The organism is Telluria sp. RT2P19 (assembly GCF_059685725.1).
This window is the reverse complement of sequence record NZ_JCASIL010000001.1, coordinates 362,194-387,754: the sequence shown is the minus strand read 5'-3', so window position 1 is coordinate 387,754 and position 25,561 is coordinate 362,194. Positions and strand designations below refer to the sequence as shown.

Below are 25,561 nucleotides of genomic sequence, written 5' to 3'. Positions count from 1 at the left end.
AACTGTCTTCTATATCCAGAGGATGTGTTAATTGCACATTTGGTCTTATACAATGGCAGACCAAGGAGAAAATGTATGTACCGAGTGATGTTGGTGGAAGACGATGCACGCCTGGCCGAGCTCGTCACTGAATACCTGTCCGGCTACGAATTCGCGGTCGAACTGGTCACGCGCGGCGACGCCGCGCTCGACCGCTTCAAGGAGCTGGCGCCCGACGTCGTGATCCTCGACCTGATGCTGCCGGGCCTGGACGGCATGGTCGTGTGCCGCCAGATCCGGGACCGGTCCGACGTGCCCATCCTCATTCTCACCGCGCGCGAAGATTCCTACGACGAAGTATCGGGACTCGAGCAAGGCGCCGACGATTTCGTCAACAAGCCGGTCCAGCCGCGGGTCTTGCTGGCGCGCCTGCGCGCGCTGATGCGCCGCACCCAGGCCAGGTCGGGTGTCGATTCGCGCGTGCTGCAGTTCGGCGCCCTGCGCATCGTTACCTCCGACCGCAGCGTGGTCTGGCGCGGCCAGCCCTGCGTGTTGTCGAATACCGAGTACAAGCTGCTGCTGGTGCTGGCCGAGGCGGCCGGGCGCGTGCTGTCGCGCGACGCCCTGCTCAAGAAGATGCGCGGCATCGAGTTCGACGGGCTTGACCGCAGCATCGACAACTGCATCTCCAAGCTGCGCCGCAAGTTCGACGATGCCGAGTCGGAAAAAATCAAGACGGTGTGGGGCGAAGGCTACCTGTTCTCGCCCTCGGCCTGGAATTGAAGAACTGCCATGAAACCTGCTGAGTGCAGGTTTTTTTTTGCGCCGCTGCCTTATTCGAACAGCGGCACGATCGCCAGCGGGGCGTTGTAGGTGACGACCTGGCCCGCCGCCTGCGCACCGAAGCGGTAGGTCGCGACCGGGTAGTCGGCGTCGACGTCGCCCGCGAAGGCTGCGCCGCGCGCCATCGGCAAGGCCTGCTCGGCGCCGGCCGTTCGCACGCGCACGCCGCCGACTGCCTCGTCGTCACTGGAAAAGACCAGGCGCACGCCGACGCACTGGCGGCCGTGCGCCGAGCTGTCGGCATAACGGGCATAGCCGAGCGCCTGCTCGCAGGCGGCGCGCAGGTCGGCCACCTCATAGGCGCCGTCGGCGCGCAGCGCCAGCGACACGCGCGGCCTGACCGTGAAGCCACCGAGCGGACGGTTCGGCGACAGCACGGCGTTTTCGTCGTACGCCGCCTTGAGCAGCGGCAGCGCGGTGCGTCCCAATGCATCGAGCGCCAGGCCGGCCTGGACGGTCTTGCCCTTCATGAGCAGCTGCACGCCCTGCCCCAGCACGCCCTTGTCGCGCGGCAGCACCTGCAGGTGGTGCAGCAACAGGTTCTTGGGGCCACCATATTTATCGAATAGCACCATCGCGCGGTAGGCGTCGCGATAGTTCACCCATTCCCCGGCGTGTCGCTGCGCCACGGCCATCCCGGCCGTCAGCAGCAGGGTCACGCAGGCGGTGAGGTGTGCGCGTCGCATCATCAGAACCGGTAGGCGAAGGCGGCCGAAACCGACACGTTGGTGGACCGCTCGACGAGCGGGCTATAGCGGGTGCTGCCGACCAGGCGCGTGGCCTGCACGTTGGTGACCAGCATCCAGGACGGACTGAGGGCCCAGTTCCAGCGCGCGCCGACGCGCACGTCCTTGATGCCGCCGCCCGGGCGGTAGACGGGGTTGCCGCTGAGCCAGGCTTCGTCCCCGGTCACGCCGAAATAGGCGCGGTTGTAGTCGGCGTTGACAATGGTGGCGCCGGCACTGAACGAGAGCGTGTGTTGCGGCGCCAGTTGCACGGCCAGGCGCTGCACGCCCAGTTCCATGCGCGCGCCGTCGCGGTCGTTGCCCGAACCGAACAGCACGCTGCTGGTCAGCCGCCATTCCGGCGCCAGGTAATGGTTGAAGAAGAAACCACCTTCGAGCCGGGTACTAACGTCTTGCATGCCGGCCAGGCGGTTCCCGCGGCGCATGAACTCCGCCAGCGGCGCGGTCGACACCTCGACACCGCCGACGATCCTGCCGGACCCGGATTCGTCACGGTTGGGGTGGACCGTCAGCAGCGGGCCGTATTCGACCGTCGGACGGTTGGATAGATGCATCCCTGCGCTCAGGCCGGAAATAAAAACTCCGTTGCTCCATTGGACCTGGAGCACCGGCAAGGCTGAAACCTTGTTGTTATCCGCCCCCTCGTAACGCGGACGCGAGACGACGCCCAGCCCTGCGTACATGTCGCGGCTGCCGTCAGGCATCGGGTTGGTGGCCGGCGTCTGCGCACTTGCTGCCGTGCTTGCAGTCGCGAGGGCCAGGGCGAAAAATGGTTTCATCGTGAAAGTGCTCGGAGAGTTCGTTTGTCGATATTTTACGTCGAGCAAGGTCAGCTCTCCCATCCCCGCATCACTATTCGATCGGCGACCAGCGCCGGACTCCGGCCGGATCCGTACCCGCCGTCACATCCCGGGGCCATGCCATGCACCGCGCTGATCGCGGCGGCGCTTCGGAATCGACCGGCGCGGGGCCGGATCGCTGATTGACGGTGTTGCTCGCGCGCACCATGCTCATAAGCACTTCCTCATGGTCGAGGCGCGGCCCGCTCCGGGTCGCTTCCTACTTGAATAAAAAAACCCACCGACACTTGCGTACCAGGTGGGCAAACGGAAAACCTGATGATGAGCGTAATGGTAATGGCTCGGCCTCCTGTCATTCACCCTCCATATGTCGGCCAATTGTCGTCAATTTGTAAGGTGCGCCGCCCTCCCTCCCGCCACTCACCAGGCTGGGCGTTGCGCCTGTACAATTCGGGCCGAGGAGATACCATGAAGCCGGCAGCAGCGCCACACCGACAGCCAAGCAGGACGCCACCGTGAACCGGATATTCTTCCGTTTCTTCGTGCTCGTCATGCTGTCGATCACGGCCGCCACCTTCGTCATTTATTTTGCCTTTGCACGCCTGTTCGGCGACCCGCTGGACGACATCGCGCGGCGCCAGGCGGCGGCCCAGATCTTCCTGCTCGAACAATATGTCGACCAGGCGCCGCGCGACGAATGGCTGACCCGCCTGAACAATGTGCGCGAAGTGTCCGACGTGCGCTACGACTTGATGCCGCTGGCACAAGCACGCGACGCCCTCGGCGCCGGCCAGCGCGCCGACCTCGAGCGGGGCGCGATCGTGATCGACGTGGCCGGCAAATCCCTGTACCGCCGTGTCGACCTGGACGGCGAACGCTATATCGGCAGCCAGGACGAGGTCTTGCACGCCCAAGGCTTGCCGGTCGATATCGGGCAGGCGCTCAAGATGGAGGTGCTGCGCTACGTGATCGTCGCCATCGCGCTGCTGGTGCCGATCGCACTGTGGTCGCGCTCGCACTGGCAAGGCCTGCAATCGCTGTCGCGCATGGCCGACGAGTTCGGCGCCGGCAAGCTGTCGGTACGCGCCCGACTGAAGCCGTCCGACGCCGTCTATCCGCTGGGCGAGCGCATCAACCACATGGCCGGCCGCATCGAGGAATTGATGGAATCACAACGCAGCCTGCTGCACTCGGTGTCGCACGAGTTGCGCACGCCGATCGCGCGCCTGGAATTCGCGCTCGAGCTGCTCGATGCGAAGGCCCGGGATCCGGAGTTAAGCAAGCGCATCGCGGCAATGGAAGGCGATTTGTCCGAGCTCAACAACCTGGTCAAGGAATTGCTCGATATGAGTAAGCTCGACAGTGCGCGCAGCCTGCAGGGCGCCACGGTCGACCTCGACGCCCTGCTGCACGACTGCTGCGCCACCCTGCCGCCCTCGCAGCAGCAAGTGTCCTGCGAGGTGGCGCCGGCACTGGGCACGGTCGAGGTCGACGCCCGCCTGCTGGCGCGCGCGGTCGGCAACCTGCTGCGCAATGCCCAGAAGTATGCGCAAGGGCGGATCGTGCTGTCGGCCCGCCGCACGCCGGACGGCGTCGAGATCGCCGTCGACGACAACGGCCCCGGCGTTCCCGAGGGCGAACGCGACAGGATCTTCGACCCGTTCTACCGGCTCGACCGCAGCCGCGACCGCGCCACCGGCGGTTTCGGACTCGGCTTGTCGATCGCGCAAAAGGCGGTGCTGCTGCATGGCGGCGCGTTGCGGGTGGACACCTCGGCGCTGGGTGGGGCGCGCTTCGTCATCACGCTGCCGACATGAACGAACGCCTGCTGATCGCGACCCTGTGCGGCCTGGGCCTGTTGTCCACCGTCGGGGCGTCGTTACCCTATCCGATGCTGGCGCCGCTGTTCGCCGATGGCGGCGTCAATGGCTTGAACAGTTTTCTCGGCCTGCCGCCCAAGCTACTGCTCGGCATCGCCCTGATGATCAACCCGGTCGGCCTGCTGATCGGCAGCGCCGTGCTGGGGCCGCTGTCGGACGGTTTCGGCCGGCGCCGCGCCCTGCTCCTGACCACCGTCGGGGCCGCCGTGGGCCACCTGCTCACGGCGGTCGCGATGGTCATGGAATCGTATCCGCTGTTCCTGGCGGCGCGTTTCTTTACCGGCCTGCTGGAGGGCAATGGCGCGGTGATGCGGGCGCTGGTCATCGAGCGCATCAAGGGACCGCTGCGCAACCACGCCCTGTCGTGGCTCAATGGGTCGTTCAACCTGGGCTGGCTGGTCGGACCGCTGCTGGCCGGCTTCACCATGGCGTTCGGGCCGGCCTTGCCGTTCTATATCGCCGCCGGTGCCCTGTTGCTGGGCACGGTGGGCGTTTTGCTGTCGATCCCGCCCACGCCGGTAGCGCCCCATCCGCACCGCTGGTGGACCGTGGCGCGCGACCGTCACGCCCTCACCCTGCTGCGCCATGCGCCGCTGCGCACCCTGTTCATCGTCCACTTGGGCTATTGCTGCGGCGTCGCGGCGCTGTACGAGTTCTTCCCGCTGTGGCTGGTGGACGTGGGCGGCTACGATGCGCGCCAGATCGCCATCGTGAACATGGGCATGTGCGCGCTGATGACCGCCGCCGCCCTGTTCGCCGGCCATGCCAGCCGGGTCGAGGGCCGCCTGCGCGCCGGCTGGTATGCGGCCGTGGCAGCCGTTGCGGTGCTGAGCGTGGGCTTCGGCAACCTGTGGGTCGGCATCGCCGGCATCGTCCTGTTCGGCGCGCCGCATGCGTTCTACAACACTGCGCTGCAAACCTGGTCGGCGGACGAGTTCGCGCAGCACGGCCAGGGGTCGGTCATGGCCCTGCTGTCGACGATCTTTTGCCTGGCCAATATCCTGATGGCGCTGGCCGGCGCCGTGCTGACCCTGGTCGACACCCGCCTGGTGCTGGTGGTCGGCGGCCTGCTGGCGGCCTGGGCCTCGGTGGCACTGCGGCGCTGGAGCGCGCGCAGCCCCCACCCCCATCTGGAAAGTGTGTGACGCGCAGGCACGCGGACAAGAAAACGGCGTCCGCAAGGGACGCCGTTTTCTTGATTTTTTATTTTACTTCCGGGTATCGATCCGGCCGTCGTGGTCGGGATGGGAGCGCACATGGGTCACACCGTACCAGAGATGCTCCCACCAGTGATCGCGCGAACGCACGGTCGCCAGGCACTTCTTGTCGAATCCTTCCTTGAACACCTGGTCAGGACAGAGGTTCGACACCATCGCGTGGCGCTGGTTCTCGGCATGGACGAGGGCAATGCCGAGCCAGAGAGTCGTCAGGGTGAAGATCAGCGCGAGCGACCACGCGATGTGATTCACGTTACTGGTCTCGAACAAGGTTTCCTCTTTGGGTCGTGACCCTTCGTAGATCTTGAGGATCTCGCCTTCGACTTTGTCGCTCATTTTTCCTTGGCTGCCTTCGCCACCAGTGCGTCGAGGACCTGGCCGGTAGCCGTCATCAGCTGGCCCATGTCCTGAATCTTGTTGGACTGCGCCACCGTTGCCGGCGACACGACGTATTTGCCGTCGACGATGACGGTCGGGGTGCTGCTGACCTTGTAGGCTTCGGCGATCTGCGGCAGGCGCTTGAGCTTGGTCTGCACGCCGAACGAGTTCCACGCCTCGGTGAACTTGGCCTTGTCGAGGCCGTTCGAGGTGGCCCACGCGATGATGTCGTCATCCTTCATCAGGCGCTTGCGCTCGACGTGCACGGCGCGGAACACGCGGTGGTGGTACTCCTCGAGCTTGCCCATGGCGTCGAGCGTCAGGAACAGGCGTGCTTCCGGGTCGCTGGCGCCCTGGAACGGCAGCGGGATGCGGCGCATCACGATGTTGTCGCCCTGCTTCTTGACCCAGTTCACCAGGCTTGGTTCGAACGCGTTGCACGCGCCGCAGTGGTAAGCAAAGAACTCGACCACTTCAACCTTCTTGCCCACCGTCTGGGTCGGCTGTGGCGAAGCCAGCACGGTGTACTCGGCGCCAACCTGGGGACTGGTTGGCGAGGCATTGGCGAAACCGGCGACCAGGGCAGCGGCAACGAGGGCGAAACGCAGGGTGCGCATAAAATCCTTCCAAAAGAATGAACGAACGACCGCGAGATTACCACTTTTTGCCTTTGCCCTGTCCCGGGAGCGCGTTTTTTTGCATTTGCTTACGGCTGAAACAATGGCGTGGTGACTTTCAATATATGTCGGCGGCCAATATGGTCAAGCCGTAATCATGGTAGCAAGGAACGTCGCCCGCGCGCCTCTTCCAGCATCGTGCACAACTGCATCGCGCCGTCGGCCGTACGCGGCCCCGCCCGGCTGATCAAGTCGCCATCGATCGTGAAGATATTGCCGCGCCTTACGGCGGTCATCCCCTTGAACGATTGCCATATCTTCCCGCCCGCATCGGCCGGATTGGCGCGTGCGCCGACCAGGATGACTTCGGGGTCGGCTTCGACCACCGCCTCGACGCCGACCACGGGTGCGATCGTCTTCAGGGAACCGAAGAGGTTGCGTCCGCCACACAGGCGCAGCATGTCGCCGGCGATATGGTCGTCGTTGAGCGTATAGAGCGGCTTCGGCCAGACCTGGTAGAACACGGTCACGGGCGGTCGCCCCGCGTAGCGCGCCTTGAGCGCCGCGATGCGCGCGTGGTAATCCTGCGCCGCCGCCTGCGCGGCCCGCTCGGTGCCGAGCAGCCGGCCCAGGCGCAGCAGGCTGTCGCCGATCCCGTCCAGGCGTGCGGGCTCGCTGTGGAAGACGGGAATGCCGAGCCGCTCCAGCTGCTCGACCTGGCGCGTCGGATTGCCGCTGTGCCAGACCACCAGCAGGTCGGGCTTGAGCGCCAGCACGCGCTCGAAGTCGAGCTTGTTGTAGCTGCCCACCTGGGGCAGCTTCTTCGCAGCCTCGGGATAGTCGCTATAGTCGACGGCGCCGACCACGCGCGCGCCGCCACCAGCCGCGAACAGCAGTTCGGTGACGTGCGGCGCCAGCGCCACCACGCGCCGCGCCGGCTGCGCCAGCGACACCGTGCGGCCGACGTCGTCGACCACCGTGACGGCGGCGCCGACGAACGCCGGCAGCACGGCCAGGACCAGGGCGAGCAGGCGCTTCATGGTCAGAAGTCGTAGCGCAACGACATCTTGAGCTGGCGGCCGTCGCTCGGATAGATGCCGGCGCGGCAGCCGAAGGCCTGGCTGTAGTACTGGCGGTCCGCCAGGTTCAGGCCCGACACCGCCACTTCCCACGGGCCGAAGCGGCGCGCGTAGCGGGCGTCGACCGTGGTGAACGATGGAATCCGGCTGCTGCAGCCATTGGCGAAGTCGTCGCCATAGCGCTGGCTGTCGACCCATTGGGCGCCGATGTCGGCGCTCTGGCCATCGCCCGGGGCCCAGGCCAGGCGCGCCGTGACGACGTGCTTGGGCACCAGCACCATCTCGCGGCCGGCGTTGGCGCCGTCGCGGAACTCGGCCTGCACGTATTGCCACGAACCGCTCAGGCGCCAGGCGTCGGCGAAGACTGCCTGTCCTTCCAGTTCCACGCCCCGGCGGCGGGTCGGATCGAGGTTCGTATTGGCGCCGAAGCCGATGGTCGGGTCGTAGAAGATCTCATTGCTCAGGCGGTGGCGGAACAGGCGCGCCGTTGCCTTGCGTGCTTGCGTGCCGGCCTCCACGCCCAGCTCCAGGTCGCGCGAGGTCTGCGGCTCCAGCACATCCAGCGTCGAGCGGTAGCTGTTTTCGTCGATGTTGGCGATGCGGTAGCTGCGGCCGGCCTTGGCGAACACGGTCACCAGCGGCAGCACATCGATGCTGCCTTCGACGGTCCAGGCGTTGAGCGACTGCTTGCTGTGCTCACCGATCACTGCCGGGAAAGCCAGCGGGTCGCTGTAGTCCTTCTCGAAACGCTCGTGACGGCCGCCGAGCGCCAGGCGGGCATTGTGCGGCGCACTCCAGCGCAGTTCATCGCGCAGGTAGAAGGCTTTCGAGTCCTGGCGCGCGTCGCCGGCCGAGAAGCTCGAGGTGACGTCGCGCTCCCAGCGCATCAGGTCGATGCCGGCCACGAATTCGTTGCGCTGGTCGCCGAAGTCATGGGTGTGGCGCAGGCGCGGCGAGAACTGGGTCTGCCCGGCCTCATACCTTGATGCGGTCGTGCCCCAGTCGGACACATAGGTCGAGGCGACATCGCGCTCGCGGTGCGACAGTTCGGCCGCCAGCTCGAGCGCGCCGACGCGGTGCTCGACGAAGGCGGTCACCCGGTCGGTGTCGAGCGAGCCGAAGTCTTCCGGCGTAGCGCTGGCGGTCGGCACGCTCAGGAACTGTGCTTCGGTCAGCGAGCCCGGCAGGCGCGAGTCCGCGCGCGAGCTCTCGACACGCAGGCCGGCGCGGCCGTTCGGCGCGTAGGCATACTGCAGGCCGCCGCTGAAGCTGGTCTGCTCGTACCTGTTGTTGTCGCGGTAGTTGTCGGTACGGCGGTCGGCGACGGCGGCGTCGAACGACCATGGGCCGGCGCCGTGGCTGATCGAAGCGCGCAGGTCGAGATGGTCGAATTGGCCGCCTTCGACGAACAGGGACCCGTGCGTCCCTGCGCCCGCACCGCGGCGGGTCACGATATTGACCACGCCGCCGGTCGCGCCGTCGCCATACAGCACGCTGCTGCCGCCCCGGGTGATCTCGATGCGCTCGACGGTGTCGACCGGGATGCTCGACAGCACGGTATGGGCCAGCTCGTTCTCGTTCAGGCGCACGCCGTCGACCAGCACCACCGTGTTCTGGGCGCTGTTGGTGCCGAAGCCGCGCAGGTCGAGGCCGAAGTCGGGCGAGCCGTCCAGGCTCTGGCGGCCGAACACGCCGCCGATCTTGCGGATCGCCACGTTGACGTCGGTGGCGCCGGCGCTGCGGATCTGCTCGGCGGTAATGACGGTGGCGCCGATCGGGGTGGCCTGGGCCGGGAAGCGCGGGCCGGTGATGACGATCGACGGGACGGTTCCCTGGGCGGCGACGTGGGGAGTAATGGCGCACAAGGCGAAGGCGCAAGCCAATGCGCGTGGCGCGCGGCGCGGGGCGGCAGCAAAAATCATGATGAAAGTGGTCTCGGTAAAAGGCACCGGCCTGCGTCCCCGCAGCCCGGAGTCAACGGAAGCACGTTCGACGCGCTTCCACCTGTCCTGGCCGGTATCCGGGCTGGCAAGCATGACGGCCTCACCTTCCTGCGCGTCATGCACAGTGGTTGATCGAGACCGCCTGCCGCGCTGCAGATGCAGGCGCGGCGCTTGTTGACCGTTGCGGGGGCAGCACACCTCCATGGCGGCGCGTGGCGCGGCCATGTCGTGTTTCCCGTTTAACTTCGCGCACCTGGACGCGCACGAGAGCACCAAAACGGGGCGATTATACCTTGACAAGGTCAGAACCGCCCGGCCGCCGGCAAGCCGCTGCCGCCTGGGCTACCATGGTTGTTTTATCGCATCGCAGGAGCAGCCATGGCGCGTCTACCCACTTATTTCGTCTCGCACGGCGGCGGCCCCTGGCCGTGGATGCGCGAGCAGTACGGCACCGCCTACGACCAGCTGGCCGATTCGCTCGCCGCGCTGCGCGCCGAGACCGGCGACGCGGTGCGCGCGGTGCTGGTCGTGACGGCGCACTGGGAGACGCCGCAGTTCATGGTGTCGTCCGGCGCGGCCCCAGGCATGATCTACGACTATGGCGGCTTCCCTCCGCATACCTACCAGGTCACCTACCCGGCCCCGGGCGAACCGGCGCTGGCGCGGCGCGTGGCCGACCTGCTGGGCGCGGCCGGCCATCCGGCCGGGCTGGATGCCGGGCGTGGATTCGACCATGGGACGTTCTCGATGCTGTATCCGGTCTATCCGGAGGCGCGCATGCCGGTGGTGCAGCTGTCGATCCGGCGCGACCTGGATCCGGGCACGCACCTGGCGGCCGGCCGCGCGCTGGCGCCGCTGCGCGACGAAGGCGTGTTGATCATCGGCAGCGGGCTGTCGTATCACAATCTGCGCCAGTTCGGCCCGAACGGGCGGGAAGCGTCGCGGGGCTTCGATGGGTGGTTGCAGCGCACGCTGCTCGAGCGCGAACCCGGGGAGCGCGCGCAGGCCTTATTGCGCTGGGACGAGGCGCCGCAGGCGCGGGCGGCGCATCCGCGTGAAGAACACCTGATTCCGCTGATGGTGGCGTTGGGGGCGGCCGCGCAGGAGGCGGCCGCCTGCGTCTATCATGAAGACGCTTTCATGGGGCATCTGGCGGTGTCGAGTTTCCGGTTCGGGGCGGCGCCACGCGCGTAGACCGGTCAGGGCAGCTTGCGCCGTCGTACCCGCGCAGGCGGGTACCCAAGTACCGCCATCGTTGGCGAAATGCACACAGACCCAGGCACCCGACTTCACGGATATGGCGCTGCAGGGGCGGCCACGACGGTCCAGGCTCATGGACAAGGTCAGGTCCCGCGCTTGCCCCGCGCCGCTTCCTCGGCCTTGGCGGCCGCTTTCTCGGCCGCGATCCGGGCCTTCTCGGCCATCTCGGCCTCATGCTGCGCCAGGCTGGCCGCACGCGATTCGGGCGTCTCCAGGCTGATACGGCCCAGCGCGCCCTGGCGGTAGTCCTGCAGCAGCGTGTGCGCCGCCTTCTCGTAATCGAAATCGCCGCCGCGCACGCGGAAACCGCGACGCTGCGCCACGCCCTCGACCACCGCCACGCCGTCCATGCCGTCGGTCTTGAAGCCATAGCGCGCGGTGAGCAACTGCGGATAGCGCTGCAGCAGCAGCTCGCCCAGGTATTCGGCCACTTCTTCCTCGACCAGCGCATTGGTGCCGATCGCGTGGCTGGCGGCCAGCATCAGGCCGTCGCTGGCCATGGCGATCTTCGGCCACAGCATGCCGGGCGTATCGACCAGCACCACGTTCTTGTTCAGGTACAGGCGCTGCTGGGTCTTGGTCACGGCCGGCTCGTCGCCCACCTTGGCCACGCGTTTCTTGAGCAGCGCGTTCATCAGCGTCGACTTGCCCACGTTCGGGATACCCATGATCATGATGCGCAGCGGCTTGGTCGGCACGCCGCGGTGCGGCGCCAGCGACAGCGCCAGCTCCGGGATGCGGGCGACGTCGGCCGGCTTCTTGGTGGTCATCGGATAGGCGGTCACGCCATCCTGGGCATCGTAATAGGCTTTCCAGGCGGCGGTCGCGTTGGGGTCGGCCAGGTCGGTCTTGTTCAGGACCTTCAGGCAGGGGCGCTGGCGGAACTTGCGCAGCTGGTCCACCAGCGGGTTGCAGCTCGCCTCGGGCAGGCGGGCGTCGAGAACCTCGATCACCAGATCGATGTTCTCCATCTGTTCGGCGGCTTCCTTCTTGGCCGCGTTCATGTGGCCCGGGAACCATTGTATCGACATGCTATTGCTCTCTTAATCTTTCGTCCAAGGCGCTATTTTACGCTGAGCGGCACGACAAACGTAGCGGCGCGGCCACAGTTACTCTTTCTATCTCGTGCGCAGTTGAGCTATTGCAACACCGATGACATATTCGCGGCGCACACTGCCCTCTTGCCTGCACAAGACGGAGACGCAAATGCGCGTACGGGAAAAACTGAAACGGTCGCTGGTGCGCTGGTATGGCGTGCTGATGCTGTGCTGCGCCATCGCGGCGTCGGCGCTGGTCGAACAGTTGCCGCTGCTGCCCTACTGAGCCGTCTTGCCGTCCATGCAGCCGGCCGGCGGCAATGACGCTGCCGGATCGAAGCGCGACAGCCGTGCCCGGGCCGCATTGCGGTCTCGTGCATACTCGGCCAGGTAGCGGCTGCGTTCCTCGCCCTGCCACTCGGCATCCGGCACGCCCTCCAGCGCGCGGGTAGCGCTCGCCAATACTTTTCCTTCCAGGCGCGGCAGCAACAGGCGGTCGGGGTCGGCGTTTTCACGCAGCAGATAGCCTTCGACGTCGCGCAGCGTCAGCGGCAGTCGCGGTGCGCCGTCGTGCAGCAGCTTGCCATGCACATTGAGCAGCACCTGCCGCGTCCCCTGCCCCAGTACATCATTGAACGTCGCCAGCGCGAACGGATGGCCGGCCGCGTCGTCGATGCGGCCCGTGACCACGTAGCGGCCGGGCAGGCGCACGTCGAGCGCCAGCGAGAACTGCAGCGCGCTGTCGCCGATACGCTCGGTCGGCGGTCCGAGCCATGTCGCGGGCGATTGCGGCGAGTGCACCACGTCGAACAGCGCGAAGCCTGCGCGGCCGCCGGCCTGGTAGCGCACCTCGAGCCGGATGGTGCCGTGAAATTGCGCCAGCGCCGTCTGCGCCGGCGCCAGTTGCGCGCTCCAGGCGCCGCTGGCGTCGCCGCTGAAGTCGAGCGTGACGCGCGGCGCCGCACGGCTGGCCCCATACGTCACGCCCTGGGCCAGCGCGCGCTTGACCACCAGCGGCAGCGGCTGGCCGCCCGCGTCGACGGCGCGCAGCGAAAAGCGCACCGTTTCGCCCGCCGCCAGGTACACCCGCGATTGCGAGGTCTGCAGCTGGATGCCCGGTTCGCTGTCGCCCCCCTCCACCCGCATCGGGTTCGACTCCAGCACCGCCCGGTTCGGGTACAGCTGGTCGGGATGGTGGGCGGCGGGACGCGAGTCATGTGGATAGCGCGAATGCGCCAGGTAGCTGCAATAGGTGTGGTCGGTGAGTCGGACCTGTTCGACCAGCTGGCGCCGGCGCGCGGCGCGGTCTTCCGGCGCCGCGCCGCCTGGCCGCGCCCGCGCGATGGCCGGCGCGCCGCCGGAAGACGGCGCCGCCCGCGCCACCTCGGGGACCGCGTCGCCCTCGCGCACCAGGAACAAGGCTCCCAGCCCGAGGCACGCCGCCACGCCCAGCGCGGTTGGCCAGCGCCGCCGGTACCAGCCCATCCTGGCCTCCTAGTTCGCGCTGCCGACCATCGCCTGGCGCACGACCCCGATGATCCCTTGCCAGTTGCCGTCGCCATAGTGGCCGTAGTCTTCGCCATCGTCGCGAAAGGCGACCGAGTGCCAGCTCCACTTGGCGCCGCCGCCCTGGTTCGGCTCGGTCCCGTAGCGCAGGTCGTTGCAGAGCCAGTCGCCCGGATTGCACAGCGACCGGCCCGCGTTGCCGGCCGCGCCGCCGCTGCTGTGGTAGGAGACGACCTCGTCGTCCTGGCCCGGCAGCAGGAAGGAATACAGCGTGCCGCGTGCCCCGGCATAGCGGTAGAACCAGATATTGCGGGTGTCGTTGTGGTTGTACATGGCACGCGCCGTGCTGGTGCGCAGGTCTTGCACCAGCGGTTCGGAGGTGGCCCAGGCGCCGGCGTCGGCCAGTTCCGAGCCGCCCGCGGCGCCGGAAGCCACCCGCACCCACTTGATGTTCCAGCCGCCCTGCACGCCGCCCGTGTCGCCGCACACGCCGGCCGCGTCGGGGCTGGCGTTCTTGAGCGCGCGCGTGGTGCCGCCGAAGTTGGCGAGCGTGTACCCGAGCAGCAGCTCGCCTGCGCTGTAGGCCGCGATATAGCACCAGTTCTGGCCGGTGCAGAAGCAGTCGAGCGCATCGCGCACGCGCCCGCTCTGCGACGCGACGCTGCTGGAGCCGTCCCAGTTGACGGCCTTCTTGTTGATGCCGGCCGGCGTCGAAGCGGGCCCCCAGTAGCGGAAGTCGGCATAGTTGCCGGGCGTGCCGCCACCCGTGCGGTCGGGGTTGCGGCCATTGAGCCAGAGGGTGTAATTGGCGGCTTCGGCCAATCCTGCAGCCGACAGCAGGCACAACGCACACAGGATGCGTTTCTTTTCCATGCTTGTCTCCTCCACGCGAAGCCGGCCGGATGGCTGCCGGTATGCGTTAGTGGTGGGGAGAGGCGCTTCGGTTCCCGACTTCGGGGGAACGAGAGGCGTGATGTGCGTCCGGATGCGACCGGCGCTTCCTGCGGCCCGCTTGAGCACGCCGTCCCCGCGCAGCCGGGACCTCGGTCGGCACGCGCACCGGCGCAGCGCCCCCTACTCCAGGTCGGCCATCACCTTCAGGTGCGCCACCACGCTGCGCCCCAGCGCCGACAGGTCGTAGCCGCCTTCGAGGCAGCTCACGACGCGCCCGCCGGCATGCTCCCTGGCCACCGCCATGACCTGGCGCGTGATCCACGCATAGTCGGCCTCCACCAGGCCCATGCCGCCCATATCGTCGTCGCGGTGGCCGTCGAAGCCGGCCGAAATGAAGATCATCTGCGGCTTGAAGGCGTGCAGCGCCGGCAGCCAGTGCTCCTGTACCAGCGCGCGCACCGCGTCGCCGGCGCAGCGCGCCGGCACCGGCAGGTTGACGCGGTTGGCCGTGACCGGCTCGACCTCGCTGTACGGATAGAAGGGATGCTGGAAGAAGCTGGCCATCAGCACGCGCGGCTCGTCGCGGAAGGCGTCGGCGGTGCCGTTGCCGTGGTGGACGTCGAAGTCGACGATGGCCACCCGCTCCAGGCCGTGGACCTCGAGCGCGTGGCGCGCCGCGATCGCGACGTTGTTGAAGAAGCAGAACCCCATCGGCGTGGTCGGGGTGGCGTGGTGGCCGGGCGGACGCACCGAGCAGAAGGCGTTCGAGATGCTGCCCTTGATGACGTCGTCGGTGGCGGCCACCGCCGCGCCGGCCGCGCGCAGCGCCGCCTGGTAGCTGTAGTGGCAAAGCGAGGTGTCGCCGTCGAGCGGGTAGTAGTCGCCCGGCGTGGCCGGCACGTGGTCGCGCACCAGCGCCAGCGCTCCCTGCGTATGGTTGCGCAAGACCTGGTCGAGTTCGGCCAGCGGCGCGCTGCGCTGCTCGATCAGCCCGTCCAGGCGGGCCAGGATCAGCTGGTCGTCGATGGCCTGCAGGCGCGCCGGGGACTCGGGGTGCCAGCTGCCCATCTCGTGCCGCAGGCAGTCGGGGTGGCTGTAAATCGCTGTACTCATGGTGCTCTTGTCTCCGCCTATGCTCATCCATTCACACCCCGCGCCGCCGTTCTCGCATAGAATCCCCTGGGACGGCTCGGCCTGACCGGAGCATGAAGCTTGCCAATGGCGCTAATCTACCACGCCGGGGGCCCGCCCCGCTCGGCCGCCGCCGAAACGAAAGACGCATCGACCAACCCACGGGACATCCATGTTCAACAAACTGCACGCCGTCGCACGCCAGGTCAACGAGGTCGTGGTCGGCAAGGACCAGCAGGTGCGCCTGGCCCTGACCTGCCTGCTGGCCGGCGGGCACCTGCTGCTGGACGACCTGCCCGGCGTCGGCAAGACCACCCTGGCGCATGCGCTGGCGATCTCGCTCGGCCTGCGCTTCAACCGGGTCCAGTTCACCAGCGACCTGCTGCCGGCCGACGTGGCCGGCATCTCGGTCTACGAGCGCGAGAAGAACGAGTTCGTATTCCACCCCGGCCCCATTTTCACGCAGGTGCTGCTGGCCGACGAGATCAACCGCGCCACGCCCAAGACCCAGTCGGGCCTGCTGGAGGCGATGGAAGAACGCCAGGTCTCGGCCGACGGCGTCACCCGTCCCCTGCCCGAGCCCTTCTTCGTGATCGCGACCCAGAACCCGGCCAACCAGGTCGGCGTGTTCCCGCTGCCCGAATCACAGCTCGACCGCTTCCTGATGTGCCTGAGCCTGGGCTATCCGGACGCCGCCGCCGAACGCGCGCTCTTGATGGGCGAAGACCGCCGGAGCATGTTGAAGACACTTGCGCCGGCCATGCAGCCGGAGGAACTGGCCACTGCCCAGCGCCAGCTGCGCGGGATTCACGCGTCGAGCAAGCTGGTGACCTATGTGCAGGCGCTGGCGCAGGCGTCGCGCCAGAACGGCCTGTTTGCCGAAGGCCTGTCGCCGCGCGCCGCGATCGCCCTGCTGCAGGCCGGGCGCGCCTGGGCCGCGCTCGAAGGCCGCGACCACGTGATCCCGGAGGACATCCAGGCCGTGCTGGTGCCGGTCTGCGCGCACCGCCTGCGGCCATTGCGCGCGGCCCACGGCACGGCCCTGGCCAGCCGCGACCTGGTGCTGCAATTGCAGAAGGCGGTGCCGGTCTGATGGCCCGGCAGGCACCGCGCGTGCAGGGCTTGCGGGGTCGGCTGCGCCGCGCGACCGGTGCCTGGCTGCCGCGCGCCGGCAAGCCGGGCGCCGGCGAAGTGGTGCTCGGGCAGCGCCGCGTGTTCATCCTGCCGACCAGGGCCGGCCTGGGTTTCGCCCTGCTGCTGGCGGTGCTGCTGATCGGCTCCATCAACTATGCCCTGGGCCTGGGCTTTGGCCTGACGTTTCTGGCCCTGTCGTGCGCGCTGGTCGACATGGTCGCCACCTACCGCAACCTGGCGCACCTGGCCCTGCAGCAAGGCCGGGCGGCGCCCGTGTTCGCCGGCCAGGAAGCCCAGTTCGAGCTGCAGGTCTTCAACCGCACGCGCCTGGCGCGCTACGCCATCCGGGCCGACTTCGCCGACGTCGCCGAACCGCGTCACGTGGCCGACATCGTGCCCGGCGCCCATGCAGTATTGACGCTGTCGGTGCCGACCCTGAAGCGCGGCTGGCTGGCGCCGGCCCGGGTCAAGCTGTCCACGCGCTTCCCCCTCGGCCTGTTCAATGCCTGGAGCTACTGGCGCCCGGCCACGCGCGCCCTGGTCTATCCGCGGCCCGAGGACGGTGCGCCGCCGTTGCCGCTGGGCGGCGGCAGCGGCAACAGCCTGCGCACGGCCGGCCATGACGACTTCGCCGGCGTGCGCAACTACCAGGCCGGCGACTCGCCGCGCCAGCTGGCCTGGCGCCAGATCGCCCGGCTCGATCCCGACATCGGCGGCGCGCTGGTGTCCAAGCATTTCGAGGGCGGCGGCGGCGACGAGCTGGTGCTCGACTTCGACGCCATGCCAGGCGCGCTCGACCTCGAGCTGCGCCTGTCGCGCCTGACGCGCTGGGTGCTGGAAGCCGAGGGGCGCGCCCTGCCCTACGCCTTGCGCCTGGGCGCACTTCGCCTCGACGCCGCCCTCGGTGCGGCCCACCAGGCCGCCTGCCTGCGCGCGCTGGCGCTGCATGGGATCGAGGACACGGCATGAAGCTGACGACCGGTTCACTGGGAACGGCGCTCACGCGCGACAAGGCCGATACGCTGCTGCTGCTGGCCAGCGCGGTGCTGGTGCTGGCGCCGCATGCCCTCCACCTGCCGCTGTGGATTTCGCTGCTGTGCGGCGCCACCCTGGCCTGGCGCGCCCTCATCACCCTGCGCGGCAAGCAGATGCCGCCGGCGCTGGTGTTGCTGCCGGTGGCGCTGGCTTCCATGGCCGGTGTGCAGTTCAGCTATGACACCCTGCTCGGCAAGGATGCCGGCGTCGCGATGCTGGTCCTGCTGGTGGCTTTCAAGATGCTCGAGATGCATGCGCGACGCGACCTGTTCGTGGTGGTCTTCCTGTGCTTCTTCCTGGTGCTGACCAATTTCTTCTATGCCCAGGGCATCGGTACCGCCCTGCTGACCATGGCCTCGGTGCTGCTATTGCTTGCAACCCAACTGTCGTTCCAGTTTACCGGCGCCGTGCCGCCGCTGCGCGCCCGCCTGGCGATGGCGGGCCGCGTGCTGGCCTTCGCCGCGCCGATCGCGATCCTGCTGTTCGTGGTCTTCCCGCGCATCCACGGTCCGCTGTGGACCATGCCGGGCGACTCGGGCGGCGCGCGCTCGGGCCTGTCGGACACGATGGCGCCGGGCCAGATGTCGAACCTGGCGCTGTCCGAGGAGCCGGCGTTCCGGGTCCGCTTCTTCGGCCCGTCGCCGCTGCAATCGCAGCTCTATTGGCGCGGTCCGGTGCTCGACTTCTTCGACGGCCTGACCTGGTCGCGCGGCGCCGGCCAGGCCGCGGGACGCGACCTGCACCTGGCGGTCGGCGGCGATGCCCTCGAGTACGAGGTCACGCTGGAACCGTCGCAGTCGCGCTGGGTGTTCGCGCTCGAGATGCCGGGCGAGCTGCCGCAGGTCCCGGGCCACGAGCTGCACCTGTCGCCGCAGTTCGAACTGATGGCGAACACTGCGCTGGGCGGCCGGGTGCGCTATCGCGCCAGCTCGCACCTCGATTTCGCGCTGCAGGGCGGCCCGACACTGATGGATGCCGGCCGCTGGCTACTGCTACCCTACGGGTTCAACCCGCGCGCGCTGGCGGCGGGCCGCGCACTGGGCAAGATCGAAGGCACCCGCGCCAAGGTGGAGGCGGTACTCGAGCAGTTCCGCACCCAGGCCTTCGAATACACGCTCGCCCCGCCCCTGCTGGGCCGCCATACGGTCGACGAATTCCTGTACGGTACCCGCTCCGGCTTTTGCGAACACTATTCGGGCGCCTTCGTGTTCCTGATGCGCGCCGCCGGCGTGCCGGCGCGGGTGGTGACCGGCTACCAGGGCGGCGAGGTCAATCCGTTCGACGGCTTCATGACCGTGCGCCAGTCCGACGCCCATGCCTGGGCCGAAGTCTGGATCGCGGGGATCGGCTGGCAGCGGATCGACCCGACCGCCGCGGTGGCGCCCGAGCGCGTGCGGCGCGGCCTGGACGCCTCGGTGCCGCGCCCGGCGCCGTTCGGCATCGAGGCGCTGCGCGGCATGAATCCATTCCAGGGCCAGGGCAACGCCTGGCTGGTCCAGTTGCGCGGTGCCGTCAACGCCGTCAACAATGGCTGGAACCAGTGGGTGCTCAACTATACGCCCGAGCGCCAGCGCAATGTCGTGCGCGACCTGCAGCGCAAGCTGTTCGGCTGGCCCTTCGTCGCCCTGCTAACGGGCGCTGCGTTCGCCCTGCTCTTGCTACGATACCTGCGTCGCCGCAGGGAAATCCATCCGGTCGATGCTCTATACTCGACCCTGTGCAAGCGTCTCGGCCAGCTGGGCCTGGCGCGTGCGCAGGATGAAGGACCGAGCGCCTACGCGGCGCGGGTCGCCGGCGCCGCCGAACTGGCGCCCCCATCACGCGCGGCGGCGCAGGAATTCCTGCATCGCTACAGCGCCTGGCGCTACGCGCCCCCGACGGCCGATCCCCGGCTGACCACCACCTTGAAAAGCCTATTGTCGCAAGTCAGATGAAATCAATCGTTTCCGCGCTTTCCTCACTCGCATTTTTCCTCTTCGCCGGCACGCATGGCGACGCCTTCGCCGCCGGCCAGAGCCTCCAGGCGCAATCGCAGGCGGGGGCCGCCGAACAGGACCCCGAACACGTCAACTTCCTTGAATGGCTGCCGGTGCGCGAGTTCATCGAAGAAATGGTCGCTGCCCACGGCTTCGAGCGCGAGGCGCTGCAGGCGCTGTTCAAGGACGTCCGCTACATCGACCGCGCCGTGCAGCTGGTCAAGCCGGCGCCGCCCGGCAAGCCGAAGAACTGGCAAGCCTACAGTGCGCGTTTCATCGAGCCGATCCGCATCCGCGCCGGCGTGCGCTTCTGGAACGAGCATGCCGAGGCGCTGGCGCGCGCCGAGGCCGCCTATGGCGTGCCGGCCGAGATCATCGTCGGCATCATCGGCATCGAGACCATCTATGGCCGCGATACCGGCAAATTCCGCGTGCTCGACAGCCTGACCACCCTCGCCTTCGCCTACCCCGAGGCGCCGAACCAGGCGGCGCGCAAGGCCTTCTTCCGCGACGAGCTGGCCAATACGCTGGTGCTGGCGCGCGAGCGCGGCTACGACCCGTTCTCGCTGCTGGGATCCTTCGCCGGCGCGGTCGGGATGCCACAGTTCATGCCGAGTAATATCCTCAAATATGGGGTGGATTTCGACAGCGACGGCCGGGTGGACCTGCGCGGCTCGGCGACCGATGCGATCGGCAGCGTGGCGAATTTCCTGGTCCAGCATGGCTGGAATGCCGAGCACCGCGGTCCGACCGTATTCGCGGCCAGCGTCTCGCCGGCACGCGCCTGGGAGGGCTTGCTCGGACGTGGTCTGGAAGCGACAGTGCGCCCGGAAGAATTACGTGAAGCCGGTGTGACTACGGGGACGCCCTTGCCGGGCGACCGCCTGTATGGCCTGATCGACCTACAAAATGGCGCGGACGCAACAGAATACTGGGTGGCTAACGATAACTTCTATGCCATCACAAAATACAATCGCAGTTATTTTTATGCCATGTCAGTAGTCGATCTGGGACGGGCGGTGCGTGCTGCACGTCCAGACTGACAATTTCTGGATGGGAAACTTTGTAATCCTTTGTAACAGGTTTCCCTTTTTGCTAGTCTGTTATTCGTAGGCATACTCCTACATACCCCCAGGGGTATCTTGAGACACCGTCGTTGTGTTAGTGGCAAAACTAGCATCGCTGGCAACATACTCCCCATTTTCTTTCCATTTCATCAGCGAATTTCGTACCGTGCGGCATTAACTGCTGGATGCCCGTACACTGTTGCTTAAATAAAAAACAATATATTTCTTGGGTGAGTATGTGAGAGAATTGCATTGCGGCTATTGTTGCATACAGACAACAAACCCGAGGTGAGAGAAATGATTCCGACTTGCTCATGAGTATCGGAATAAAAATAGTTGTACAATTGAATAGAAAATTACGAAATTAAACTTCCGGAATCGAACGCCGCCAGCGACTCCGCTCCAACCCCAGATAGGAATTTGAATCATGACTAACCAAGTCGGCATTGATATGAACAGCGATTCGGAAGGCGACGAGCTGCTTCAGTACAACCCCAACCGCCTGCTGGATACCCTGATCGAGAACCTGCGCCTGAAAAACGACGCAGCGCTGTCGCGCGCACTCGAAGTCGCGCCGCCGGTGATCTCGAAGATCCGTCACCACCGCCTGCCGGTCGGTGCTTCGCTGCTGATCCGCATGCACGAAGTCAGCGACCTGTCGATCCGTGACCTGCGCTACCTGATGGGCGATCGCCGTGCGAAGTTCCGCATCAGCGACAAGCAGTTCAAGCCAAAGGAAGGCGCGGTTCCTGCATCGAAGGACTGAGAAGCCGCGGGGCGCCCCCGGCGCCCGGACTCCTCGCTTCGTGACGGAATGGGCGGCGCCTTGCGCGCCGCCGGATCAGTAGTGCGTATGCCCGCGCGGGTGTACGAGCCGCCGCATTGGCGGACGACCGATCGGGGTTGGCGACAAGCCGGCTGAACGGTCTATGCAGTCTCAGCGACTGATGCCACGAGGCCGCCTGTCACCCAGGCGGCCTTTTCTTTGGCAACACGAATCAGGCGCAGGAACCTGGACAGAAACTCAGGCAGGGAACACGCCGGTCGACAGGTAGCGGTCGCCGCGGTCGCACACCACGAACACGATGGTCGCGTTCTCGACCGTCTGGGCGATGCGCAGCGCCACTTCGCAGGCGCCGGCGGCCGAGATGCCGCAGAAGATGCCTTCCTCGGCCGCCATCCGGCGCGCCATCTGTTCGGCACTGGCCTGGCTCACGCTTTCGACCTGGTCGACGCGCGCCGCCTCGTAGATCCTGGGCATGTAGGCTTCGGGCCACTTGCGGATGCCCGGGATCGACGATCCTTCTTCGGGCTGGGCGCCGATGATGCGGATGGCCTCGTTCTGTTCCTTCAGGTAGCGCGACACGCCCATGATGGTGCCGGTGGTGCCCATGGCGCTGACGAAATGCGTGATGCGGCCTTCCGTATCCCGCCAGATCTCGGGACCGGTGGTCTCGTAATGCGCGCGCGGATTGTCGAAGTTGGCGAACTGGTCGAGGATGATGCCCTGGCCGTCTTTTTGCATCTGCTCGGCCATGTCGCGCGCGTATTCCATGCCGCCCGACTTCGGGGTCAGGATGATTTGCGCACCGTAGGCGGCCATGCTCTGGCGACGCTCGACCGACAGGTTGTCGGGCATCAGGAGGATCATCTTGTAGCCGAGGATCGCGGCCGCCATCGCCAGCGCGATACCGGTATTGCCGCTGGTCGCTTCGATCAGGGTGTCGCCCGGCTTGATCCGGCCGCGCAGCTCGGCGCCGCGCAGCATCGACATGGCGGCGCGGTCCTTCACCGAGCCAGCCGGGTTATTGCCTTCCAGCTTGCCCAGGATGATGTTGTTGCGGGCCGCGATGTCGGCGCCGGGCAGGCGCTGCAGCTGCACGAGCGGCGTGTTGCCGATCGTGGCTTCGATGGTCTTGTAAGCCATTGCTTTCTCTATTCCTTGCGAAACCAAAGCGCCATTTTAATCCGAGAAGCAAGTCGGCGTCGGGAGTGCACCACTCCCTGACCGATGTGATGCTGTAGGGTGGGACGGGTTCCCCGTCCACGCGGTGACGGTTGGCAGCGAGGTCATCCGGCCCGCGAGCGGAGCCGGTCACCATCACCACGTGGACGGCGCAGAGCCGGCTGCGCCCCCCCCGGTGCACCCTACCGCAGCGGCAACGGATAGGTCGCCGGGCTGACGTTGCCGTCCTTGTCGACGGCCTGCACGCCGAAGAACACATTGTCCTTCGACAGGTCGACGCTTGCTTCCGTGACGTTGCCGACCCACTTTGAACCTTCCCAGCTGGCGCTGGTGGTGTCGCGCCACACGAGACGGTAGCCGGCGAGATCGGGCTCGGCATTGGCCTTCCACACCAGGGTCGAATCGTTGGTCAGACCCGCGGTGCGCAGCTTGACCTCTTGCGGTGCGCCAGGGGCCAGCGCCAGGCTGGCCATGGCGGCGCCATTCACCTTGGTGACATTGGCAATGTAGCGGAAGTCGACGTGGTCGATCGTGTCGCCATAGACCTTGCCGTTCTCGGTACGCAGGTCCTGGTGCTGGTGGTCGAAGTTCTCGGCCGGCTCGGTGAAGCGCAGCGCGGCGTAGCCCTGCTCCAGGAACGGCATGTGGTCGCCGCCGCGCAGGTAGCGGTCGTGACGCTGGATCACCGACACCTTGAAGCCCTTGACGTAGCGCTCGCCCTGCTCCTTGGTGTGGCGCGCGAGCTGGCGCGAGAGCGAGTCGTTTTCGCCGCCGGTGGCCACCAGCTGGCGCACCGCCTCGCTCATTTCCTTGGTCGCCGGGATGCTCTGGGCGAACAGGCGCACCGATTTATCGTCGACCTTGCCGTCGTCGCCGCGCGAGCTGCCGATGATGTCGTTGGTGAACATGCCCGCCACGTTCCAGCCCTTGTCGCGGGCCTGGGTCGCCCAGTGGCGCGCGCCGATCAGGCCCTGCTCTTCGGCCGCGACGGCCATGAACACGAGCGTCGCGTCGAACTTGTACTTGGCCATCACGCACGCCAGCTCCATGATGGCGGCGGTGCCCGAGGCGTCGTCGTTGGCGCCCGGCGCGTCGGACGTGAAGTCCATTACGTCCGACGCGCGCGAATCGTAGTGGCCGCTGACCACGTACATGCGGTCCTTGGAGGCGGCCTGCGTGCCCGGCAGGGTCGCGACCACGTTGACGATCTCGGTCGGTTTCGAAATGCGGGCCGACACAGGTGCGACGTGGCTGTCGAAGGCGACCTGCAGCGGCGTGCCGGCGCCGCAGCGCTCCAGTTCGGCCTTGATCCAGCGGCGGGCGGCGCCGATGCCGCGCGTCTCGGACTCGGTTTCCGACATCGTGTGACGGGTGCCGAAACTGACCAGCTTGCGGATATGGCCTTCGATACGCTTCTGCGAAATTTCGCCGAGGATCTTGTTGATCTGGGCTTGCTGGGCGGTGATGTTGGGCTGGGCCGGCGTTGCGGCTGGAGCGCTTGCGGATGCGGCCAGCAAGGCCGCCAGCAAAGCGCTTGAAACACGGGCGTGAGGCATGGTTATCTCTCTGATAGTGGTATACGCTCTATGTACAGATGAGCTTCCATATCTTGCCACGCGCCCGTGCGGCTGTCAGTCAATACATATCACATTGCCGCCTTCGCGTCGGCGCTCTGGCTCGGCTTGGCCTCCTTCGCGGCCGGCTTGGGCGCGGCGCCTGCCTTGCCCTTGCCGTTGACCACCAGGCCCGCCGCGGACAGCTTGCCCGCCTTCTTGTCGCCCAGCCCCTTGATGCGTCCCTGCAGGTCGGCCCAATCCTTGAACTCGCCCTTGGCGCGTTCGTCCAGGATGGTCTTGGACATGCTCGGCCCCACCCCCTTCACGCCGTCGAGCGCGGCGGCGTCGGCCTTGTTGACATCTACTTGGGCGAAGGCGAAGCCGGCCGAGGTGGCCAGCGCGGCGACCGCCAGCATCAGTTTCTTGATCATTGAATGTTCTCCGTAAGATGAATACGCCCGACGGCGGCGCCGCCGGTGTTCACTTAGACGGATGACCCCGGCTATTGTTGAGGCTCGGGGATTGAGCGCGATCAAACGTCAGGCGGGGAATAACTCCTCGCGGGTCACGGTGGCCGTACCCAGCTTGCCGACCACGATGCCGCCGGCCCGGTTGGCCGTGACCAGCGCCTCGGCCAGCGGCGCGCCGGTCCCGAGCATGGTGGCCAGCGTCGCGATCACGGTATCGCCCGCGCCCGAGACGTCGAACACCTCGCGCGCATCGGCATGCACGTGCAGCACCTCGTCCTTCGCGAACAGGCTCATGCCCTCTTCGGAACGGGTCAGCAGCAACGCGTCCAGGCCCAGTTCCTCGCGCAGCTTCTGGGCCTTCTCGAGCAACTGCTCTTCGGTCTTCCAGGCGCCGACGACGCGCTGCAGCTCGGCGCGGTTCGGGGTCAGGATGCTCGCACCGCGATACGGCGTGAAATCGTCGCCCTTCGGATCGACCAGCACGATCTTGCCCGCGGCGCGCGCCAGGGCAATCATCTCGGCCACATTGACCAGCGAACCCTTGTTGTAATCGGACAGGATGACGACGTCGTAGTCCGGCAGCAGCGCCTTGAACTGGGTCAGCTTGTCGCGCAGGACGTCCTCGGTCGGCGCATCCTCGAAATCAATGCGCACCATCTGCTGCTGGCGGCCGATCACGCGCAGCTTGATGATGGTCGAGATCGCCTCGTCGCGCTTCAGATAACTGTGGATGCCGCCGTCCTGCAGCAATTGCTCCATCTGGTCTCCGGCCTCGTCGGCGCCGGCCACGCCCAGGAGACCGGTATGCGCGCCGAGGGCGGCGGCATTGCGCGCCACGTTGGCGGCGCCGCCCAGGCGTTCTTCGCGTTTCTGGATCCGCACCACCGGCACCGGCGCCTCGGGCGAGATGCGCGACACGTCGCCGAACCAGTAGCGGTCGAGCATCACGTCGCCCACGACCAGCAGGCGCACGGCGGACAGTTGCGGGGCCGCCTGCTGGCGGAAGTCGTCGGCCGCCAGCAGGCGGCTCGGGGTCGGGGTATGCAT

General features: G+C 67.1%; 23 protein-coding genes and 1 riboswitch. Of the genes, 9 read left to right on the top strand and 14 right to left on the bottom strand.

Annotated elements, in window-relative coordinates:
* Positions 1-75: 75 nt before the first annotated feature.
* Positions 76-762, top strand: coding sequence for a response regulator (locus AC56KW_RS01650; protein WP_497168986.1), 687 nt, complete (start codon positions 76-78; stop codon positions 760-762).
* Between the two features lie 50 nt (positions 763-812).
* On the opposite strand, the gene AC56KW_RS01645 is transcribed toward AC56KW_RS01650, so the two are convergent.
* On the bottom strand, positions 813-1,511 hold the full coding sequence (locus AC56KW_RS01645; RefSeq protein ID WP_497168985.1) for a hypothetical protein: 699 nt from the start codon (positions 1,509-1,511) through the stop codon (positions 813-815).
* Positions 1,511-2,347 carry a MipA/OmpV family protein gene (locus AC56KW_RS01640; RefSeq protein ID WP_497168984.1) on the bottom strand — a complete coding sequence of 279 codons (837 nt, stop codon included), beginning with the start codon at positions 2,345-2,347 and terminating at the stop codon, positions 1,511-1,513. Before AC56KW_RS01640 ends, AC56KW_RS01645 begins: the two co-directional genes overlap by 1 nt.
* Before the next feature lie 536 nt (positions 2,348-2,883).
* On the opposite strand from AC56KW_RS01640, the gene AC56KW_RS01635 reads away from it, so the two are divergent.
* Both AC56KW_RS01635 and AC56KW_RS01630 read left to right on the top strand, forming a co-directional pair.
* The gene (locus AC56KW_RS01635) at positions 2,884-4,185 is read left to right on the top strand and encodes an ATP-binding protein (RefSeq protein WP_497168983.1); all 1,302 of its coding nucleotides are present in this window, start codon (positions 2,884-2,886) and stop codon (positions 4,183-4,185) included.
* The gene (locus tag AC56KW_RS01630; RefSeq protein WP_497168982.1) at positions 4,182-5,393 is read left to right on the top strand and encodes an MFS transporter; all 1,212 of its coding nucleotides are present in this window, start codon (positions 4,182-4,184) and stop codon (positions 5,391-5,393) included. Before AC56KW_RS01635 ends, AC56KW_RS01630 begins: the two co-directional genes overlap by 4 nt.
* Before the next feature lie 63 nt (positions 5,394-5,456).
* Here AC56KW_RS01630 and AC56KW_RS01625 read toward each other — a convergent pair whose 3' ends face one another.
* The 4 genes from AC56KW_RS01625 to AC56KW_RS01610 all read right to left on the bottom strand — a co-directional run bounded on the left by AC56KW_RS01625 (position 5,457) and on the right by AC56KW_RS01610 (position 9,461).
* Positions 5,457-5,801, bottom strand: coding sequence for a hypothetical protein (locus tag AC56KW_RS01625; RefSeq protein WP_497168981.1), 345 nt, complete (start codon positions 5,799-5,801; stop codon positions 5,457-5,459).
* On the bottom strand, positions 5,798-6,460 hold the full coding sequence (locus AC56KW_RS01620) for a thiol:disulfide interchange protein DsbA/DsbL (protein ID WP_497168980.1): 663 nt from the start codon (positions 6,458-6,460) through the stop codon (positions 5,798-5,800). Before AC56KW_RS01620 ends, AC56KW_RS01625 begins: the two co-directional genes overlap by 4 nt.
* 155 nt (positions 6,461-6,615) lie before the next feature.
* Positions 6,616-7,500 (bottom strand): cobalamin-binding protein, encoded by an 885-nt coding sequence (locus AC56KW_RS01615; protein ID WP_497168979.1) that lies wholly within the window; start codon positions 7,498-7,500, stop codon positions 6,616-6,618.
* Positions 7,501-7,502: 2 nt separating this feature from the next.
* Positions 7,503-9,461: a TonB-dependent receptor gene (locus tag AC56KW_RS01610; RefSeq protein WP_497168978.1), complete on the bottom strand. Its 1,959-nt coding sequence runs from the start codon at positions 9,459-9,461 to the stop codon at positions 7,503-7,505.
* A gap of 72 nt (positions 9,462-9,533) precedes the next feature.
* A riboswitch (cobalamin riboswitch) is annotated at positions 9,534-9,774 on the bottom strand.
* 86 nt (positions 9,775-9,860) lie between these two features.
* On the opposite strand from AC56KW_RS01610, the gene AC56KW_RS01605 reads away from it, so the two are divergent.
* Positions 9,861-10,676 carry a DODA-type extradiol aromatic ring-opening family dioxygenase gene (locus AC56KW_RS01605; protein ID WP_497168977.1) on the top strand — a complete coding sequence of 272 codons (816 nt, stop codon included), beginning with the start codon at positions 9,861-9,863 and terminating at the stop codon, positions 10,674-10,676.
* 149 nt (positions 10,677-10,825) lie between these two features.
* Here AC56KW_RS01605 and ylqF read toward each other — a convergent pair whose 3' ends face one another.
* The 4 genes from ylqF to AC56KW_RS01585 form a co-directional block, all read right to left on the bottom strand.
* Positions 10,826-11,773: a ribosome biogenesis GTPase YlqF gene (ylqF, locus tag AC56KW_RS01600; protein ID WP_497168976.1), complete on the bottom strand. Its 948-nt coding sequence runs from the start codon at positions 11,771-11,773 to the stop codon at positions 10,826-10,828.
* Between the two features lie 285 nt (positions 11,774-12,058).
* On the bottom strand, positions 12,059-13,264 hold the full coding sequence (locus tag AC56KW_RS01595; RefSeq protein ID WP_497168975.1) for a hypothetical protein: 1,206 nt from the start codon (positions 13,262-13,264) through the stop codon (positions 12,059-12,061).
* A 9-nt stretch (positions 13,265-13,273) separates the two neighbouring features.
* Complete coding sequence (locus AC56KW_RS01590) at positions 13,274-14,158, bottom strand: hypothetical protein (protein ID WP_497168974.1); 885 nt, start codon at positions 14,156-14,158, stop codon at positions 13,274-13,276.
* A 201-nt stretch (positions 14,159-14,359) separates the two neighbouring features.
* A complete protein-coding gene (locus AC56KW_RS01585) occupies positions 14,360-15,292 on the bottom strand; it encodes a histone deacetylase family protein (protein WP_497168973.1) in 933 nt (310 codons plus the stop codon).
* A 190-nt stretch (positions 15,293-15,482) separates the two neighbouring features.
* Here AC56KW_RS01585 and AC56KW_RS01580 point away from each other — a divergent pair, with 190 nt between their 5' ends.
* The 5 genes from AC56KW_RS01580 (at position 15,483) to AC56KW_RS01560 (ending at position 21,288) form a co-directional block, all read left to right on the top strand.
* A complete protein-coding gene (locus AC56KW_RS01580) occupies positions 15,483-16,403 on the top strand; it encodes an AAA family ATPase (RefSeq protein ID WP_497168972.1) in 921 nt (306 codons plus the stop codon).
* Complete coding sequence (locus AC56KW_RS01575) at positions 16,403-17,413, top strand: DUF58 domain-containing protein (protein WP_497168971.1); 1,011 nt, start codon at positions 16,403-16,405, stop codon at positions 17,411-17,413. The genes AC56KW_RS01580 and AC56KW_RS01575 overlap by 1 nt, the downstream gene beginning before the upstream one ends.
* Complete coding sequence (locus tag AC56KW_RS01570; protein ID WP_497168970.1) at positions 17,410-19,413, top strand: transglutaminase TgpA family protein; 2,004 nt, start codon at positions 17,410-17,412, stop codon at positions 19,411-19,413. The genes AC56KW_RS01575 and AC56KW_RS01570 overlap by 4 nt, the downstream gene beginning before the upstream one ends.
* Entirely contained in the window at positions 19,410-20,498 is a 1,089-nt protein-coding gene (gene mltB, locus AC56KW_RS01565; RefSeq protein ID WP_497168969.1) for a lytic murein transglycosylase B, read from the top strand. Before AC56KW_RS01570 ends, mltB begins: the two co-directional genes overlap by 4 nt.
* A gap of 451 nt (positions 20,499-20,949) precedes the next feature.
* Positions 20,950-21,288, top strand: a complete 339-nt coding sequence (locus AC56KW_RS01560; RefSeq protein ID WP_109344434.1) for a hypothetical protein — start codon at positions 20,950-20,952, stop codon at positions 21,286-21,288.
* Positions 21,289-21,546: 258 nt separating this feature from the next.
* Here the strand turns inward: AC56KW_RS01560 and cysM are convergent, their stop codons facing one another.
* The 4 genes from cysM to rfaE1 form a co-directional block, all read right to left on the bottom strand.
* Positions 21,547-22,449, bottom strand: coding sequence for a cysteine synthase CysM (gene cysM / locus AC56KW_RS01555; RefSeq protein ID WP_497168968.1), 903 nt, complete (start codon positions 22,447-22,449; stop codon positions 21,547-21,549).
* A gap of 221 nt (positions 22,450-22,670) precedes the next feature.
* The gene (locus AC56KW_RS01550) at positions 22,671-24,044 is read right to left on the bottom strand and encodes a M28 family peptidase (RefSeq protein ID WP_497168967.1); all 1,374 of its coding nucleotides are present in this window, start codon (positions 24,042-24,044) and stop codon (positions 22,671-22,673) included.
* 89 nt (positions 24,045-24,133) lie between these two features.
* Positions 24,134-24,475: a ComEA family DNA-binding protein gene (locus AC56KW_RS01545; RefSeq protein WP_497168966.1), complete on the bottom strand. Its 342-nt coding sequence runs from the start codon at positions 24,473-24,475 to the stop codon at positions 24,134-24,136.
* A gap of 108 nt (positions 24,476-24,583) precedes the next feature.
* Complete coding sequence (gene rfaE1 / locus AC56KW_RS01540) at positions 24,584-25,561, bottom strand: D-glycero-beta-D-manno-heptose-7-phosphate kinase (RefSeq protein WP_497168965.1); 978 nt, start codon at positions 25,559-25,561, stop codon at positions 24,584-24,586.

What these genes read in the sequence shown, in the direction of transcription:
- AC56KW_RS01650 (WP_497168986.1), top strand. Translation starts at nt 76, where the DNA reads ATGTACCGAGTGATGTTGGTGGAAGACGATGCACGCCTGGCCGAGCTC.
- AC56KW_RS01645 (WP_497168985.1), bottom strand. Translation starts at nt 1,511, where the DNA reads ATGATGCGACGCGCACACCTCACCGCCTGCGTGACCCTGCTGCTGACG.
- AC56KW_RS01640 (WP_497168984.1), bottom strand. Translation starts at nt 2,347, where the DNA reads ATGAAACCATTTTTCGCCCTGGCCCTCGCGACTGCAAGCACGGCAGCA.
- AC56KW_RS01630 (WP_497168982.1), top strand. Translation starts at nt 4,182, where the DNA reads ATGAACGAACGCCTGCTGATCGCGACCCTGTGCGGCCTGGGCCTGTTG.
- AC56KW_RS01625 (WP_497168981.1), bottom strand. Translation starts at nt 5,801, where the DNA reads ATGAGCGACAAAGTCGAAGGCGAGATCCTCAAGATCTACGAAGGGTCA.
- AC56KW_RS01620 (WP_497168980.1), bottom strand. Translation starts at nt 6,460, where the DNA reads ATGCGCACCCTGCGTTTCGCCCTCGTTGCCGCTGCCCTGGTCGCCGGT.
- AC56KW_RS01615 (WP_497168979.1), bottom strand. Translation starts at nt 7,500, where the DNA reads ATGAAGCGCCTGCTCGCCCTGGTCCTGGCCGTGCTGCCGGCGTTCGTC.
- AC56KW_RS01610 (WP_497168978.1), bottom strand. Translation starts at nt 9,461, where the DNA reads ATGATTTTTGCTGCCGCCCCGCGCCGCGCGCCACGCGCATTGGCTTGC.
- AC56KW_RS01605 (WP_497168977.1), top strand. Translation starts at nt 9,861, where the DNA reads ATGGCGCGTCTACCCACTTATTTCGTCTCGCACGGCGGCGGCCCCTGG.
- ylqF (WP_497168976.1), bottom strand. Translation starts at nt 11,773, where the DNA reads ATGTCGATACAATGGTTCCCGGGCCACATGAACGCGGCCAAGAAGGAA.
- AC56KW_RS01595 (WP_497168975.1), bottom strand. Translation starts at nt 13,264, where the DNA reads ATGGGCTGGTACCGGCGGCGCTGGCCAACCGCGCTGGGCGTGGCGGCG.
- AC56KW_RS01590 (WP_497168974.1), bottom strand. Translation starts at nt 14,158, where the DNA reads ATGGAAAAGAAACGCATCCTGTGTGCGTTGTGCCTGCTGTCGGCTGCA.
- AC56KW_RS01585 (WP_497168973.1), bottom strand. Translation starts at nt 15,292, where the DNA reads ATGAGTACAGCGATTTACAGCCACCCCGACTGCCTGCGGCACGAGATG.
- AC56KW_RS01580 (WP_497168972.1), top strand. Translation starts at nt 15,483, where the DNA reads ATGTTCAACAAACTGCACGCCGTCGCACGCCAGGTCAACGAGGTCGTG.
- AC56KW_RS01575 (WP_497168971.1), top strand. Translation starts at nt 16,403, where the DNA reads ATGGCCCGGCAGGCACCGCGCGTGCAGGGCTTGCGGGGTCGGCTGCGC.
- AC56KW_RS01570 (WP_497168970.1), top strand. Translation starts at nt 17,410, where the DNA reads ATGAAGCTGACGACCGGTTCACTGGGAACGGCGCTCACGCGCGACAAG.
- mltB (WP_497168969.1), top strand. Translation starts at nt 19,410, where the DNA reads ATGAAATCAATCGTTTCCGCGCTTTCCTCACTCGCATTTTTCCTCTTC.
- AC56KW_RS01560 (WP_109344434.1), top strand. Translation starts at nt 20,950, where the DNA reads ATGACTAACCAAGTCGGCATTGATATGAACAGCGATTCGGAAGGCGAC.
- cysM (WP_497168968.1), bottom strand. Translation starts at nt 22,449, where the DNA reads ATGGCTTACAAGACCATCGAAGCCACGATCGGCAACACGCCGCTCGTG.
- AC56KW_RS01550 (WP_497168967.1), bottom strand. Translation starts at nt 24,044, where the DNA reads ATGCCTCACGCCCGTGTTTCAAGCGCTTTGCTGGCGGCCTTGCTGGCC.
- AC56KW_RS01545 (WP_497168966.1), bottom strand. Translation starts at nt 24,475, where the DNA reads ATGATCAAGAAACTGATGCTGGCGGTCGCCGCGCTGGCCACCTCGGCC.
- rfaE1 (WP_497168965.1), bottom strand. Translation starts at nt 25,561, where the DNA reads ATGCATACCCCGACCCCGAGCCGCCTGCTGGCGGCCGACGACTTCCGC.